We start from the raw sequence: 14,792 nt of genomic DNA on the forward strand, positions 1-14,792 counted from the left end.
GGTCCACCGAATCCGGTTAAACCAAGGACTTGTTACATGTCGCACCAAGCAAAAGTGATCCGCCTCGAACAATTAGCCATGACGATTCGGGCTGAAACGATCAAAATTCTGCCCGGTGCGCCTGACCCAAGAAAACTGGCGCATACCCAGCTGGCCAGCAAGATCGAAGGTTGGGAACAGGCCATCAAGCTTGTGCAGCGCGACATGAAATCGCAAAGCCACTTTAACCATATGGTTCATCGGCACAATCCGGGTGGTCCCAAAGACCATCAGGCCAACCAGCGTCTGCAAAGCGGGCAGAACAACGTCAAACAGATTTCCAATGCTCTGGATAAAGTCATCGCGGAACTGGACGAATTGTCCAAGCAGTTCTACGGCGGCGACAACGCCGAAACACGCGCGTTGAAAGGCATTTCATCCGCCCTGAAGAACTGGTCAAAGACGGCAAAGCATTCCGAAACAGGTATCATCGGCACCGCAGCCCCGACCAACACACAAGCAACCATTCAACAAGCCAAACCGTTCCTGCCGCAAGGTGGTGCGCCGGGCATGTCCGGACCGGGTGCGATTGATGCGTTTACACTGGTGCTTGGCGCGTTCGTACTTCTCAAAGCGTTGGCAAAGAAGAAAAACTAGGCCCGCCCAGCCGTTTCAGACAACATCAAGGGATCGACGCCCATACCTTTTAGGGCGGCGGTCCATTTGTGATCATTGGCGCGACCGAACACGATGTCATCATCCGCGTCGCAGGTCAGCCACCCATTCTGTCCGATTTCACCTTCCAGCTGGCCGGGTCCCCATCCCGCGTAACCAAGCGCCATCATCGCGCTTGTCGGGCCCGCGCCGCGCGCGATTTCTTCGATAACGTCCATGGTAGCGGTCATCGAGATATTGCCGTCAACTTCGATAGTGCCGCCTTCAGACGCGTAATCGGTGGAATGCAAAACAAACCCGCGCGACTGTTCGACAGGCCCACCAAGATGGATCCGTATCTTTCGTGCCCTCGGAGCCATTTCGATTTCAAGCTGCTCCAGAAGGTTCGCAAACCGGACTTCAGTGGATGGTTTATTCACGATGATGCCCATCGCGCCGTCTTCGGAATGAGCACAAATGTAGACGACGCTTTTCGCAAAACGATCATCGCCCATGATGGGCATGGCGATCAAAAGCTTACCGGTGAGATTTGTTGGCTGCATAGTCATATTCCAATTCTTGCAAGCTTATGCCGGTAGTACAAGTCACACAAAATTTTGCTCGCCAAGACGTGAGTTCAATTACAGCCGTTCCTGACTATGTAGAGGTTATGAAAACACTAACCGCGATTCTTAAGACGACTTGTTTGATGGCTGCGACGCTGGCCTCACCTGCGATGGCCGGTCCTTTTGATGATCTTGCCCGAATCGACGTCATCCCCGGATGGCAAACGCCCTCAGGTACACACATGGCTGGGGTCCGCGTGACATTGCGGCCCGGCTGGAAAACCTATTGGCGTGCACCCGGTGATGCAGGCATCCCGCCGCAGTTTTCATGGACAGGATCGCAGAACATCACTGCAGCCCAATTTCATTGGCCCGTCCCACAGGTCTTTGAACAAGGTGCCATGCAGTCAATCGGATATCACGATACGCTCGTGCTGCCGATCGAATTGACACAAGTCGACCCGAATGCACCCATTCACATGTCTGGCGAAATCACCATTGGCGTGTGCGAAGACATTTGCGTGCCCGTTTCACTGCCATTCGATGCCCTGCTTCCTGCTGATGGACGCCGCGACGGCGCTATCACAGCGTCGTTGCTGAACCAGCCGGTTTCTGCGCGCGATGCTGGTGTGCAGACCGCAACCTGTGATGTGTCCCCGGGGGAACGCGGCTTGATGGTGACTGCCACGTTGACGATGCCGCCGGCAGGTCAAACAGAGGCCGTCATTGTCGAAGCAGGCAATCCGGAAGTTTGGGTTTCGCAGGCAGACATAACGCGCAACGGCGATACATTGCAGGCGACCGTGGATATGATCCACGCGTCATCCAGCAGCTTTGCCCTTGATCGTTCAGCAATCCGGATCACAGTGCTCGGCAGTGATTACGCCGTTGATGTGCGTGGCTGCCCAAAAGGTTAGGCCTTGCGCCACCGCAACGCCAACCCGATGCCTGCGATCATGTAAATCCCCATCAACGCGACAGCCAAGCCGCCTGCGAATATCCCGAACGCAGCCCCGAACCCGCCCGACAGTGCTGGCAAGATCGCGACGGCTTGTGGCAACGCGGCACCTGTGACGATCACAGGCCCTAACGTGACTGCAAACAAACCAACCGCCACGCCTGCACCCAACATCGCAGGCCATGTTGCCCCGAATTTCCGGACACGCAGCGCACGTTTCGCGGCCCGTATTTGTTTGCCGACATCAGCCTGAATAGCCATCAGCGCAGGAATGATGAACATCACCAGCACCATCCCGAACCCAAGCCCAAAGACCAAGGTCACGACGGTTGGCTTCAGAAATTCAGCTTGGTTCGATCCTTCGTAAAGCAGTGGTGCCAGCCCAAGAACTGTCGTCAATGTTGTCAGCAGCACAGGACGTAGCCTGTCCGCTGTCCCGTCGATAATCGCAGGAAAGATACCGCGATCGGCAGCGTATTCATCAATCGTCGTGACCAGCACGATACTGTCGTTGATGATGATCCCAACCATGCCCAGCATGCCGACGACCGTGAACAAGCTCATCGGGATGCCCCATGCGTTGTGTCCGTAGATCGTCCCGATCAATGCGAATGGGATCACCGACATCACGACAATTGGACGCGACCAGCTTGAGAATATCCAAGCAAGCACAAGATAGATGCCCACCAGAACCAAAATCAGCCCATTACGCGCATCTTCGACAAAAGCGCGTTCCTGTTCGCTTTGCCCCGACAACGCGGTATCGACACCAAACCGCGTCTCTATTCCCGGCAAGATATCTTCGTTAATCGAAAGCTGAACTTGGACGGCACGGTCGGCGTCTTCGTCATCCAAGTCGCCCAATACAGAAATCAGCAATATCCCGTTTTCACGCCGCACCGTGGAAAACCCCGTCCGGCTTTCGACAGTCACTACGTCAGCCAATGGCACATAAACGCCGCTCGGCGTCCGAATTTGCGTCCTATCCAGAAAATCAGCGGACAATTCACCTGCCGGAAGCTCCACACGGATCGTCGCAGAGCGGGTGCCATCAGGATAAGACGCCGCTTCGATGCCACCCAGTTTTTCACGCAGAACACGGCCAAGCCCGTCAATGTTAAGCCCCAAGGCTTGTCCCTGTGGTGTTAGATCAAGGATCAGTTCTTCTTTGTCGTAGGCCAGCGTGTCTTCGAGACCCGAAATCTCTGGGAATTGGAGCAGTTCGGTTTTCAACGCTTCGGCCGCTGCTTTCAGCGTTTCGGCATCTGCCCCGAACATCTGGATATCAAGGCTATCCCCCCCCGGACCACTACCCCAAGACCGGAAGCTTACTGTTTCGGCCATAGGATGTTGGCGCACGCTGTCTTGCAGTTCTGATACAAACGTCCCGCTCGTGTATGGACGGCTATCCGCGTCAACCAATTCAATCGTAATTGCGCCCAGTTGATCCGCGCTTTTACTATCTGCGCCAGATAACCCTCGCCCAGAATTACCACCGATTTGCGCGAAGACATAAACAAGCGGATTGATCCCATGTTCATCTTCATATTTCGCGCCCAGCGCTTCGGTCGCGCGTTGCATCTCCTGCATCATCTCGAAGGTATCATCGCGCGTCGCACCGGGTAGCATGGCAAAGTTACCTGTCACCTGCCCCTGTTCAGGCGCGGAGAAGAAGCGCCATTGCACGTCACCCGTGATGACCAAAGCTACCTGCGACGCTAGCAATACCAACGCGCCCGCAAAAACCGGATACCGCGCCCAGATGACACCCGCCATGAAGGGCCGGAACAGGTTTTCTTTCACCGCATCAAACCCGCGGTTCACGATCCGCGACGGCATATCATACCAATGTTCTTTCGATGTCGTGGCAATCGCGTGCGACAAGTGGTTCGGTAGAATGAGAAAACATTCGACCAAAGATGCCGCCAAAACAACGATTACGGTAAACGGAATGTCTGCGATCAAATCACCGAACCGTCCACCGATCACAACCAGACCAAAAAACGCGATGATGGTCGTGATCGTCGAAGAAAAGACAGGACTGAACATGCGCCGCGCTGCATTTTCGGCTGCTTCGACAGGGTGTTCGCGCAGATTACGCGCCCTGAAATCTGCGTGTTCACCGACAACGATGGCATCATCGACCACAATCCCGAGCGTGATGATCAGCGCAAAAAGCGAGATCATATTGATGGTCAGGCCCGAGACATACATCAGCGCAATCGCCGCGAGCATCGCGACCGGAAAACCCGCCGCGACCCAAAACGCGGTGCGCGCATTCAGGAACAAGAACAACAATCCGACGACTAATGCCAAACCCATCAGGCCGTTCTCCAGCAGGATATCCAGACGCGCCTGAATCACCTCTGCCCGCGCGGACACGAGATCAATCTCGACACCTTGTGGCAGTGACGCCTTCAGTTCGTCCGCGACTTCTTGAACAGTGTCTTGGATGCCAATCGCATCGCCTTGCGCGGTACGCTGGACTTCGATCTGGATCGCTGGATTGCCACCCACGTAATAGGCGCGTTCACGGTCCACACCTTCAACGCGCACATTGGCCACGTCGCCGATCGTCAGACTAGACCCGTCAGGATTAGCCCGCAGAACAATGGCTTCAATTTCATCGGCAGATCGTTTTGCAACACCTGTGCGCACACGGGCCGCATTGGACACATCACCCGCAGGATCAGCGGCGGCTTCTTCGCCGATCCGGTCTGCGATGTCAGACAACCCGATGTCATATTCGATTAGCGACAGTGACGGCACTTCGACGATCGTCGAAGGCGCCGCAACGCCGCGAATATTGACCTTTGTGACCCCTTCCGCAAACAGGCGCACAACCATTTCATCGGCAAAACGGCCCAATTGTTCGACGCCAACCGGACCCGTGAGCATGACGTTGGTCACACGATCACGCCACCCGCCGCGCCTGATCTCTGGGTCTTCCGCATCTGTGGGCAGGTTATTTGTACTATCGACAGCGAGCTGCACATCTTCGGCCGCGCGATCAATGTCATAGCCGGGTTCAAACTCTAACCGGATGCTTGCGCGGCCTTCTTGCGATGTGGCCGCCGATGATGACACGCCTTCAACCGCCAACAACACAGGTTCCAAAACCTGCACGATGGCCGCGTCGACGTCTTCTGCGCCTGCGCCCGACCACGCGACATTGACCGACAGATCGTCGACGACAACGTCAGGAAAGAACTGCGCCCGCATATTGGGGAATGCGAACAAACCCGCAGACAACATCAACACCAGCAGCAAATTCGCCGCCGTGCGGTGCCGCGTAAAATATGACAGGATGCCGCCTGCCCCCTTCGTCAAGATCGCGCCACCCGTTGCCATGATCTAGCCCCCCATCCGGCCTTCGATCCGGTTGACTGTCGCGACCGGAATTTCGTCGGCGTCTAACTGGGACAGAATGCGGGCCTTCGCGTCGTCGGGCATACGAGATGCTTCGACAAAAGCGACAATCTTTGCTTTGCGTTCAGGATCAAGCGTGACCATTTCAGGTTCTGCCGGAGCTTCATCCGCTTGACCGGGCCGGATCGGGTCGACCTTGATCCCCGCCCCCAACAAAGGCGACCGTTCCGCAACAATTGTTTCACCTGCAAGGCCGCGCACCGTGATGATCACGTCGTCACCCTGCCTGCGCAATAGTTCGACCTGCTCTAACGACAAACGATCTTCTTCGCCGACAACCAGAACCGTGCCGTCGGCGGCCACGGCAGTCGCGGGCACCTGTGCGACGCGGTTCAACACAGGTTCTTCGATCCGGACCGTCACGAAATCACCGGGTCGGAAACCACCAGATCCTTCAAGACGCGCAAACAAAAGTCGCCCTGTTTGACCTTCGCCAACAGCGGCACTTTCGCGGGTGATCTGACCTGTCGCGATCAGATCAACACCTGACACATCAAGACCGACGGAAATCGGCGCGTTTAGCAGATCACCTGCCCCATCTAACAAACGGGCATATTGTGACGTCGATACCCTGAACGACACCTCAAGCGCATTAGGGTCGATCAGTTGGGCAATTCGTTCATTTGCGGTAATCCGACCGCCGGGAATAACGCCAACGTCGGACAGAGCACCGTCGAAATCAGCCGTGACGCGTGTATTGGCGAGCGTACGTTCTGCTTCGCTAAGGGTAATTTCAGCACGTGCAAGTCTGGTCGTCGCTTGGTCCAATCGTGCCTCGGCCTGCGCAACAGATTGCCTGCGCGACAGTACCGCCGCGTCTGATGCTGATGCCGCAAGTTCCGCCGTTTCGACTGCGGCTGCCGTACCGACACCACGTGTCTGCAAATCACGCGCACGCGTCAGGGCTGCCGCACGCAATGTCGCCTGTGATTGCGCCGCGACAAGTTCGTCTTCGTTCAGTGCAAGCCCGCGTTCTGCATCGCGCAATTCGGCCTGCGCGTCCTGCAAATCCGCGCGCACACGGTCCAAGGCGGACTGGGCTTCAAACGGATCGATCTGGGCAATGACCTGCCCTGCCTTCACCAGTGCGCCTTCGGTTAAGTTTACGTCTGCTTCCAGCACGGTCCCCCCAACAGGGCTGCGCAGATCAAGACTACGCTGGCTTTGCAGTTCACCGAAGACAGTCATAATGGGCGCGATTGTCTGCGGTTCTAACGTCACCACATTGACTGCAAAGACCCGTTCGCGTTGCGGAAAACTACGCGGTTCCTGTGCCATCCGTTCCGTGACAGCCCCACGCACCATGTTCCCGGCCCACGCCATCAACGCCAAGGTGACAGACAACAGGAAGATGCCAACAAGGCTTCGACGTAAAAATCGCATGTTTGTATACTCCTGAAATCAATACGCCCGCGCCCCGCAGACGGATCATTCACTGTATCAAACGACGCGAGAAATCATTTCCGTCGCTGATGTTCGTCTAAACGTGGCATTATTTCTACAAAATTGCAGGGCATGTGCCGATAGTCGAGCTGCTTCACAAGAATTTCATCCCACGCGTCTTTGCACGCCCCAGGACTGCCGGGCAGTGCAAACAGGTACGTCCCGTTCGCAACACCGCCCGTCGCACGGCTTTGGATTGCGGACGTTCCGATCTTTTGCATGGATACGATGGTGAAAACGGTCCCGAATGCGTCGATCTCTTTTTCGTAGACATCGCGGTGCGCTTCGACGGTCACGTCACGGCCTGTCAGGCCTGTCCCGCCGGTCGAGATGACAACGTCCACCGCGTCATCCGCACACCATTTACGCAGTTGATCCGCGATCTGATCACGTTCGTCCGGCAGGATCATCCGATCCGCAAGCAGATGCCCCGCATCTTCCAATCGTGCCACAAGCGTGTTTCCCGATTTATCATCGTCCAGCGTCCGCGTGTCGCTAACCGTCAGCACAGCGATACGTGTTGTCAAGAAGGCGCGGTCGGTCATGTGGCGAGATCCCTGAGTTTGGCTTGCACCGACAACAAATCAGCCCAAGCATCGCGTTTCGCAAGCGGGTTCTTCAGCAGCGACACAGGATGCGCCATCGGCATCGCAGGACGTCCAACGACATCGGTCCATTTACCGCGCAGCCCCCTGATCCCGCCGCGCCCCAACAACATCTGGCAAGGCGTATTGCCCATCAAAATCACCACATCAGGGTTTGCCAGCGCGATGTGGCGTTCCAGAAACGGACGCATCATTGCGAGGTCTTTGGCATTGGGCAGTGCATCGCCCGGCACCCGCCACGGCATCGCGGTCGTCAGATAAACGGACCGGGCCGCGTCTTCTGCATCCGCACGCAACGAAATTGCATCCATCATCTTGGCCAGCAAATCACCTTGGACACCCGCAAATGGCATGCCCGCAACGTCTTCTTCGCGGGACGGTGCGTCGCCTACGATCATCACGCGCGCCGCGGGCTGGCCAGCCGCGAACACCATTTTGCGGGCACCTTTTTTCAGATGGCAATGTTCGAATCCATCAAGCGCCGCTTGAAGCCCTTCGATATCACCAGCACCGGCTGCCGCAGATTGCGCGAGAGCTACTGTATCCAGTTCCTTCACCGCCACGGGAATCGGCGGTTTGCCACCCGCATTTGGATTCGGCGGCGTTTTAGGTTTGGCTGGCTCCAGATCATAACGGTTCACGGGCGCTTCACTGATCGCTTCATCAGCGCCCAGTTCGACCTGCCATTCCAGCAGCGCGCGGTCGTCCCAATATGTGTCCACAGAATCCATGACCCCATTCATATCCTTCAAATCGGACCTACGGTAGCGCTGATTGCGCGCACCCCGTTGCGTGATCGCAGCCTGCTTCATATAACGGCGCAAACCACGCATAAGGAGCCGTCCCATGTCGTTTCGCGCCCAGCATCTTTTGGGGATAGAGCCGCTCCACCCCACAGAAATCACAGCCCTGCTCGATTTGGCTGATCAATATGCCGACAATCCCAATTCTGCGCGGCATCGCAGCACATTGGCAGGCATGACGCAAATCAACATGTTCTTTGAAAATTCGACCCGCACACAGGCGAGTTTCGAACTGGCGGGCAAACGGCTAGGCGCTGATGTGATGAACATGGCGATGCAGGCGTCATCGCTGAAAAAAGGGGAAACGTTGATTGATACGGCGTTGACCCTGAATGCGATGCACCCCGATCTGTTGGTCGTGCGTCATCCACATTCCGGTGCGGTCGATTTGCTGGCCCAGAAGGTCAACGGCGCCGTTCTGAACGCTGGCGACGGCAAACATGAACACCCGACGCAGGCCCTGCTGGATGCGCTGACAATTCGACGCGCAAAAGGTCGTTTGCACAGACTTTCCGTCGCTATTTGTGGTGACATCGCCCATTCGCGCGTTGCGCGGTCGAACATCATGCTGCTTGGTAAAATGGAAAACCGTATCCGCCTGATCGCCCCGCCGACATTGATGCCATCAGGCGTTGCGGAATTCGGCTGCGAAGTTTTCCACAACATGGAAGAAGGCCTGAAAGACGTCGATGTCGTCATGATGCTACGACTTCAAAAGGAACGGATGGATGGCGGTTTCATCCCGTCCGAACGTGAATATTACCACCGCTATGGGCTGGATGCGGCCAAACTGGCGCACGCCAAACCTGACGCCATTGTCATGCACCCCGGCCCGATGAACCGCGGTGTCGAAATCGACGGCACGATCGCCGACGACATCAACCGGTCAGTGATCCAGACGCAGGTCGAAATGGGTGTAGCTGTACGCATGGCCGCAATGGATTTGCTCGCGCGAAACCTACGGGCGCGACGTGGTGCTGCAATCGAAGGTGTCATGGCGTGACAAATGTGATCCTACCCCATGAACACGGTCGTGTTCGCGTGTTTCAACTTGATCCGATCTTGTCCGGGCAGCTGGGCGACACTTATGACGCCCTTGCTGATGCACTGAATGCATCGATCACGGCACCTGATGACGTTCAGATCGTATCTGCGGAAACCCTTAATGACATCGGTTTGGCGCAATTTCTGATGCTTGGTTACGGGATATCGCAGGCGGACATGACGCCAGAAATGGACCGGCTGAATAGTCTCAACAGGGACTTTGCCATCGTCCGCTCTGGCGCGTTCGGGGAAGCAGGCGCAGTGCTGCGCACAGATGGTGCAGCAAAGTTGGTCGCGACATTTACGGAAGAAGGTGCAGCGCCACCACCGATGACACCGCTCACATCCGATAGTTCGCAAGGCACAATCATCCCACCGGATGCCCCCGCGAAGAAACCAAAGTCCGACGCCCGTATTGGTGGGATGGTGGCAACCGCCGCTTTGATCGTCATGGGGCTATTGGTTTGGCTGATGATTTGGGTCGGCGGTTAATGTCCGACTTTCCAGCCCTTCAGCCCGACGAAGAAATCCTGTGGGAAGGTCGCCCTGACACCAAACTGCGGTTTGGCATGGCGACAATGGCCACAGGCATTTTTGCGGTTGCTTTGGTACTAGCCTGTCTTGGCCTTGCGACGGTGATTGATCGGGCAAACACCGGCAGCTACTGGGCGATCCTGGCACCCGGCATCGTCGTAGGTGTGGTGATCGTTTTCGCTGGTCCGGTAATCGACAGTCTGGCCCGCTACAACACACGCTATCGCCTGACCAATCAACGTATGCTGATCAGCAAACCGATTGGTGTGCGATACGCCAGCTATCCAATCCCGCCGCTCGATGACCTGATCTATCGCAATGGCACGCCGCCTTCGATCTACTTCGCAACGCAGGTCAACGGGCGGACCTCAACAGACATCGGTTTCGAACGTATCGCGGATGCCCGCGAAGTGTTCATCCAGATGCGCAAACTTGCCGGAGACACCGATTTATGACACGTCTCACATCAACGGTTCAGCCCTTTAGAAAGACATGCAATGACTAAGCTCTTGTTCATAAACGCACGTTTGATCGACCCAGTGGCGTTGACCGACAAGGCTGGCGCGATACTGGTCGAAGATGGCGCGATCACCCGCGTTTTCGATGAAACCCACCCCGATATGACAGGCCCCACGGTCGTGGATTGCGGCGGTAAATGTCTGGCGCCTGGTATCGTTGATATTGGCGTTAAGGTCTCTGAACCGGGTGAACGGCATAAGGAGAGTTTTCGGTCTGCCGGACGTGCCGCCGCTGCTGGTGGTGTCACCACGATTGTGACGCGTCCAGACACGACGCCCGCGATTGATACACCTGAAACGCTCGAATTCGTCGCACGCCGCGCCGCGTTGGATGCGCCCGTGCGTGTATTGCCGATGGCGGCCCTGACCAAAGGGCGCGACGGGCGTGAAATGACCGAAATCGGGCTGCTGACCGATGCCGGTGCCGTCGCGTTCACCGATTGCGACCGTGTCGTGACGAATACAAAGGTTTTTTCGCGGGCTCTGACTTACGCCAAATCGCTTGATGCGCTTGTGATTGCCCATGTCCAAGATCCGGGTCTGTCGCACGGCGCCGCCGTCACATCGGGCAAATTCGCATCCCTGCGTGGCCTGCCCGGCGTGTCACCAATGGCCGAACGCATGGGGCTGGATCGTGACATCAGCCTGATCGAGATGACTGGCGCGCGCTACCACGCTGACCAAATCACCACGGCACGTGCGCTGCCTGCGCTAGAACGGGCCAAGCGGAACGGTTTGCAAGTGACCGCAGGCATTGGCATCCACCATTTGACCCTGAACGAATTGGATGTCGCGGACTACCGGACGTTCTTTAAGGTCAAACCGCCGTTGCGGTCCGAAGAAGATCGGGTCGCGGTGGTCCAAGCGGTCGCGGATGGCCTGATCGACATCATCAGTTCGATGCACACACCACAAGACGAAGAAAGCAAACGCTTGCCCTATGAAGAAGCGGCAAGCGGGGCGGTTGGGCTAGAAACGCTACTCCCAGCCGCATTGCGTCTCTATCATGAAGACCAGATCGACCTGCCGCGCTTGTTCAGAGCACTTTCTCTGAACCCGTCACGTCTGCTGGGTCTGGAAAGCGGACGCATGATGGAAGGTGCGCCTGCCGATCTGGTCTTGTTCGATGCAGATGCGCCGTTCGTGCTGAACCGCGAAACGCTACAGTCAAAATCCAAAAATACGCCGTTTGATGGCGCACGTATGCAAGGCCGCGTTTTGGGAACGTGGGTCGCAGGCAATCGCGTGGCGGGGGAATAATCATGCCAGAATTGACGACAGGAATGGGCGGTTTGCTGCTTTGGGCTGCGATCGGATATCTGCTGGGGTCGGTGCCTTACGGCATGATCATCGCGAAAGCCTTGAACCTTGGCAATCTGCGCGAAATCGGGTCCGGCAACATTGGGGCGACCAATGTTCTGCGGACTGGCAACAAAAAAGCAGCCGCGCTGACGCTGATCTTTGATGCAGGCAAAGGGGCCGTCGCCGTTTTGCTAGCGCGCGCATTCGCAGGCGAAGACGCAGTACAAATCGCAGCATTGGCGGCATTTCTAGGCCATTGTTTTCCTGTCTGGTTAGGCTTTAAAGGCGGCAAAGGTGTCGCAACCCATCTGGGTATGATGTGGGCACTGGCATGGCCGATTGGGCTGGCATGCTGTCTGACTTGGCTAGTCGTCGCAGCCGTGTTCCGGTTTTCGTCGCTGGCTGCGTTGCTGGCCGCCGGGTTCGCACCCGCCTTCGCAATTTTCTTTGGATATGGTCCATTGATTGTATTGCTGCTGGTCCTCGCCGTGCTGGTCTACCTCCGCCACAGCGCCAACATTGGCCGTCTTCGGGCGGGGACAGAAACCAAGATCGGATCAAAGAAGGCCGAATGACACCTTGCGTCTGATCCACCACGCAGCCGCCCCGACACCGCCAAAAACACCAAGCGGCCCAAAATCGACGCCCGCGTAATATAAGAGCGCGATCGTCAAAGCGATCAGGATTGGCAGGTGCGTTAACGGGCGCAGCGTGTCTGCAAGGCTTTGAATGCGCAGCACCCAAGCGATAAAAAAGATCGGCGGTCCGGCGAAAAGCACACCAGCCCACGCTCCCATAACAAAGGCACTTCCCGCCTGGGGGTGTAAGGCCGTGATCCCAGTCACCGGCAAAGCCAGCAGAATGATCATGATCCAGCGGGGGTTCAGTAGAAACGACAAAGTGCCCCTTTCTTAGGACTGAAACCGGTGGCGGCGGCAGCACACGGTGCGGAAAACCGGACCTTGCGTCAAGCATGCAGGTCTCGTTAATCTTCACACATCATTAAACATTTCATTTCCCACCGACAAAGGCCATTTCTCATGGATTTCCAAACTTCCGTCAAAACGTGCTTCAATAAATACGCCGACTTTACGGGTCGCGCCCGGCGTTCAGAACTGTGGTGGTTCGCGCTGTTCGCCTTCATCCTTGGGCTGGTCACAACCGCCCTGGATGCGATGTTGGGCACGTTTGGGATTTTGAATGCAATCGGTTCGCTTGCGATCCTTTTACCAAGCATCGCGGTTGGCGTGCGTCGCCTGCATGACCGCGACATGGTCGGCTGGTGGTACCTGATCGCCTTTATTCCTGCGGTCGGCGCCATCGCCTTGATCATCATTTTCTGCCTCAAGGGCACCGAAGGACCAAACCGGTTCGGCGCTGACCCGCTTGCGTAAGTGAACGACGGTTCGCGTTAACCACGTGTTAGGGCGAATCGTTCAAATGTGACGTAAGACAAACGTTGACCATGCGCCGCGCCGAACGCGTGGCTTAGCATCCATTGGCCGCCTGAAGTGGCGGATGAATATGTCTGGCAAAGCCGGACAGGATCGCAAATGATCAACGTTTGTCTTTAAATCAGCGCTTAGTAGGAAAAATCACCGTAGATCTTTTTCAGATCACCGTTCCAGTCGCCATTGTAGTGATCCAACAATTCATCCGCAGGTGTTTTGCCTGTCTCGATGGTTTCATGCAGCGCGTTGAGGAAATGGGTTTCGTCCGCGACCATGCCGCCCGCACCGGGTTTCGCCCGTGCTTTCAGGCCGGCGTGTGAAATCGCCACCACTTCACGTGCCAGATCGTGCATGTTGATGCCGTCGACCTTGGCCTGCAACCCATCAATGGATGCCGCCACGCGCAGCGCTTCGCGCTGTTCAGCGGTCCAGTCTTTACACAAATCCCACGCGGCATCCAAAGCCGTCTGGTCATACATCATGCCAACCCAAAACGCGGGCAAGGCACACAACCGCCGCCAAGGGCCGCCATCCGCGCCACGCATCTCGATGAACTGTTTGATCCGCGCTTCAGGGAAAACGGTTGTCAGGTGATCTGCCCAATCCGACAACAACGGTTTTTCACCGGGCAACGCAGGCAATTCACCCTTCAGGAAATCGCGGAACGACATGCCCAGCGCGTCGATGTATTTTCCGTCGCGGTAAACAAAATACATCGGCACATCGAGAACCCAATCGACCCAGCGTTCAAACCCCATGCCGTCTTCAAACACCCAAGGCAGCATGCCAGTACGGCTGTCATCCAAGCTACGCCAGATGCGCGAACGCCACGACTTGTGACCGTTTGGCTTGCCTTCAAAGAAGGGTGAATTCGCAAAAAGCGCAGTCGCCACAGGCTGCAACGCCAGCGACGTGCGCAGCTTTTGCACCATGTCGGCTTCAGACCCGAAATCGAGGTTGACCTGAACCGTACAGGTCCGACGCATCATCTGTGTCCCGTGCGTGCCGACCTTTTCCATATAAGCGTTCATCAGCTTATAGCGGCCCTTGGGCATCAGCGGCATTTGGTCGTGCGTCCATTCGGGGGCAGCGCCCAGACCGATGAACTTCACGCCAATTTCGTCCGCGACAGATTTCACTTCTTCAAGGTGGGTATTCACTTCGTCACAGGTCTGGTGAATCGTCTCGAGCGGAGCACCAGACAGTTCCAACTGGCCACCCGGTTCGAGCGACACATTTGCCCCGTCTTTGGTCAAGCCGATGATGTTGCCGCCTTCTTCGACAGGTGCCCAGTTGTAACGGTTTTTCAAGCCGTTCAGCACCGCCTTGATCGACCGATCGCCTTCGTATGGCAACGGCATCAGGCTGTCTTGGCAATACCCGAACTTTTCGTGCTCGGTGCCGATACGCCAGTCTTCTTTTGGCTTGCAGCCCTTCGACAGCATTTCTGCCAGTTGAGAATGATCTTCGATCAGGCCGCCGCCGGTTTGGGGAATGGACATCTGC

The 14,792-nt window shown here is 56.6% G+C and carries 15 protein-coding genes; 8 read left to right on the top strand and 7 right to left on the bottom strand.

All coding sequences use genetic code 11. From position 1 onward, the window contains the following. Positions 1–36 precede the first annotated feature (36 nt). On the top strand, positions 37–636 hold the full coding sequence (locus MWU61_RS11610; protein ID WP_247128535.1) for a hypothetical protein: 600 nt from the start codon (positions 37–39) through the stop codon (positions 634–636). Here the strand turns inward: MWU61_RS11610 and MWU61_RS11615 are convergent. Continuing rightward, positions 633–1,202, bottom strand: coding sequence for a YqgE/AlgH family protein (locus tag MWU61_RS11615; protein ID WP_247128536.1), 570 nt, complete (start codon positions 1,200–1,202; stop codon positions 633–635). The two genes, MWU61_RS11610 and MWU61_RS11615, sit on opposite strands and share 4 nt — an antisense overlap. Before the next feature lie 101 nt (positions 1,203–1,303). On the opposite strand from MWU61_RS11615, the gene MWU61_RS11620 reads away from it, so the two are divergent. Beyond that, on the top strand, positions 1,304–2,116 hold the full coding sequence (locus tag MWU61_RS11620; RefSeq protein ID WP_247128537.1) for a protein-disulfide reductase DsbD domain-containing protein: 813 nt from the start codon (positions 1,304–1,306) through the stop codon (positions 2,114–2,116). Here the strand turns inward: MWU61_RS11620 and MWU61_RS11625 are convergent. From MWU61_RS11625 to MWU61_RS11640, 4 genes are all read right to left on the bottom strand, one after another. Next, complete coding sequence (locus tag MWU61_RS11625) at positions 2,113–5,508, bottom strand: efflux RND transporter permease subunit (protein ID WP_247128538.1); 3,396 nt, start codon at positions 5,506–5,508, stop codon at positions 2,113–2,115. The genes MWU61_RS11620 and MWU61_RS11625 overlap by 4 nt on opposite strands. Positions 5,509–5,511: 3 nt before the next feature. Then, positions 5,512–6,969 (bottom strand): biotin/lipoyl-binding protein, encoded by a 1,458-nt coding sequence (locus MWU61_RS11630; RefSeq protein ID WP_247128539.1) that lies wholly within the window; start codon positions 6,967–6,969, stop codon positions 5,512–5,514. A gap of 74 nt (positions 6,970–7,043) precedes the next feature. Continuing rightward, a complete protein-coding gene (moaB, locus tag MWU61_RS11635) occupies positions 7,044–7,574 on the bottom strand; it encodes a molybdenum cofactor biosynthesis protein B (protein ID WP_247128540.1) in 531 nt (176 codons plus the stop codon). Beyond that, complete coding sequence (locus tag MWU61_RS11640; RefSeq protein ID WP_348645581.1) at positions 7,571–8,482, bottom strand: uracil-DNA glycosylase; 912 nt, start codon at positions 8,480–8,482, stop codon at positions 7,571–7,573. The genes moaB and MWU61_RS11640 overlap by 4 nt, the downstream gene beginning before the upstream one ends. Between MWU61_RS11640 and MWU61_RS11645 the strand changes: the two genes are divergently transcribed. From MWU61_RS11645 to plsY, 5 genes are read left to right on the top strand one after another with little or no spacing between them, the layout of a single operon-like run. Next, a complete protein-coding gene (locus MWU61_RS11645; RefSeq protein ID WP_247128541.1) occupies positions 8,481–9,440 on the top strand; it encodes an aspartate carbamoyltransferase catalytic subunit in 960 nt (319 codons plus the stop codon). The genes MWU61_RS11640 and MWU61_RS11645 overlap by 2 nt on opposite strands. Then, complete coding sequence (locus MWU61_RS11650) at positions 9,437–9,973, top strand: hypothetical protein (RefSeq protein ID WP_247128542.1); 537 nt, start codon at positions 9,437–9,439, stop codon at positions 9,971–9,973. The genes MWU61_RS11645 and MWU61_RS11650 overlap by 4 nt, the downstream gene beginning before the upstream one ends. Next, on the top strand, positions 9,973–10,470 hold the full coding sequence (locus MWU61_RS11655) for a hypothetical protein (protein ID WP_247128543.1): 498 nt from the start codon (positions 9,973–9,975) through the stop codon (positions 10,468–10,470). The genes MWU61_RS11650 and MWU61_RS11655 overlap by 1 nt, the downstream gene beginning before the upstream one ends. A 42-nt stretch (positions 10,471–10,512) precedes the next feature. Further along, on the top strand, positions 10,513–11,793 hold the full coding sequence (gene pyrC, locus MWU61_RS11660; RefSeq protein ID WP_247128544.1) for a dihydroorotase: 1,281 nt from the start codon (positions 10,513–10,515) through the stop codon (positions 11,791–11,793). Positions 11,794–11,795: 2 nt separating this feature from the next. Continuing rightward, a complete protein-coding gene (gene plsY, locus MWU61_RS11665; RefSeq protein WP_247128545.1) occupies positions 11,796–12,410 on the top strand; it encodes a glycerol-3-phosphate 1-O-acyltransferase PlsY in 615 nt (204 codons plus the stop codon). Here the strand turns inward: plsY and MWU61_RS11670 are convergent. After that, positions 12,393–12,734 (bottom strand): hypothetical protein, encoded by a 342-nt coding sequence (locus MWU61_RS11670; RefSeq protein WP_247128546.1) that lies wholly within the window; start codon positions 12,732–12,734, stop codon positions 12,393–12,395. The two genes, plsY and MWU61_RS11670, sit on opposite strands and share 18 nt — an antisense overlap. 141 nt (positions 12,735–12,875) lie before the next feature. Here MWU61_RS11670 and MWU61_RS11675 point away from each other — a divergent pair, with 141 nt between their 5' ends. Beyond that, on the top strand, positions 12,876–13,229 hold the full coding sequence (locus MWU61_RS11675) for a DUF805 domain-containing protein (RefSeq protein ID WP_247128547.1): 354 nt from the start codon (positions 12,876–12,878) through the stop codon (positions 13,227–13,229). A gap of 188 nt (positions 13,230–13,417) precedes the next feature. Here MWU61_RS11675 and MWU61_RS11680 read toward each other — a convergent pair whose 3' ends face one another. Further along, the gene (locus MWU61_RS11680) at positions 13,418–14,788 is read right to left on the bottom strand and encodes a glutamate--cysteine ligase (protein WP_247128548.1); all 1,371 of its coding nucleotides are present in this window, start codon (positions 14,786–14,788) and stop codon (positions 13,418–13,420) included. Between the last annotated feature and the right edge of the window lie 4 nt (positions 14,789–14,792).

Source organism: Loktanella sp. F6476L (genome assembly GCF_023015725.1).
GTDB lineage: Bacteria > Pseudomonadota > Alphaproteobacteria > Rhodobacterales > Rhodobacteraceae > Yoonia.

What these genes read in the sequence shown, in the direction of transcription:
- MWU61_RS11610 (WP_247128535.1), top strand. Translation starts at nt 37, where the DNA reads ATGTCGCACCAAGCAAAAGTGATCCGCCTCGAACAATTAGCCATGACG.
- MWU61_RS11615 (WP_247128536.1), bottom strand. Translation starts at nt 1,202, where the DNA reads ATGACTATGCAGCCAACAAATCTCACCGGTAAGCTTTTGATCGCCATG.
- MWU61_RS11620 (WP_247128537.1), top strand. Translation starts at nt 1,304, where the DNA reads ATGAAAACACTAACCGCGATTCTTAAGACGACTTGTTTGATGGCTGCG.
- MWU61_RS11625 (WP_247128538.1), bottom strand. Translation starts at nt 5,508, where the DNA reads ATGGCAACGGGTGGCGCGATCTTGACGAAGGGGGCAGGCGGCATCCTG.
- MWU61_RS11630 (WP_247128539.1), bottom strand. Translation starts at nt 6,969, where the DNA reads ATGCGATTTTTACGTCGAAGCCTTGTTGGCATCTTCCTGTTGTCTGTC.
- moaB (WP_247128540.1), bottom strand. Translation starts at nt 7,574, where the DNA reads ATGACCGACCGCGCCTTCTTGACAACACGTATCGCTGTGCTGACGGTT.
- MWU61_RS11645 (WP_247128541.1), top strand. Translation starts at nt 8,481, where the DNA reads ATGTCGTTTCGCGCCCAGCATCTTTTGGGGATAGAGCCGCTCCACCCC.
- MWU61_RS11640 (WP_348645581.1), bottom strand. Translation starts at nt 8,482, where the DNA reads ATGGGACGGCTCCTTATGCGTGGTTTGCGCCGTTATATGAAGCAGGCT.
- MWU61_RS11655 (WP_247128543.1), top strand. Translation starts at nt 9,973, where the DNA reads ATGTCCGACTTTCCAGCCCTTCAGCCCGACGAAGAAATCCTGTGGGAA.
- pyrC (WP_247128544.1), top strand. Translation starts at nt 10,513, where the DNA reads ATGACTAAGCTCTTGTTCATAAACGCACGTTTGATCGACCCAGTGGCG.
- plsY (WP_247128545.1), top strand. Translation starts at nt 11,796, where the DNA reads ATGCCAGAATTGACGACAGGAATGGGCGGTTTGCTGCTTTGGGCTGCG.
- MWU61_RS11675 (WP_247128547.1), top strand. Translation starts at nt 12,876, where the DNA reads ATGGATTTCCAAACTTCCGTCAAAACGTGCTTCAATAAATACGCCGAC.
- MWU61_RS11680 (WP_247128548.1), bottom strand. Translation starts at nt 14,788, where the DNA reads ATGTCCATTCCCCAAACCGGCGGCGGCCTGATCGAAGATCATTCTCAA.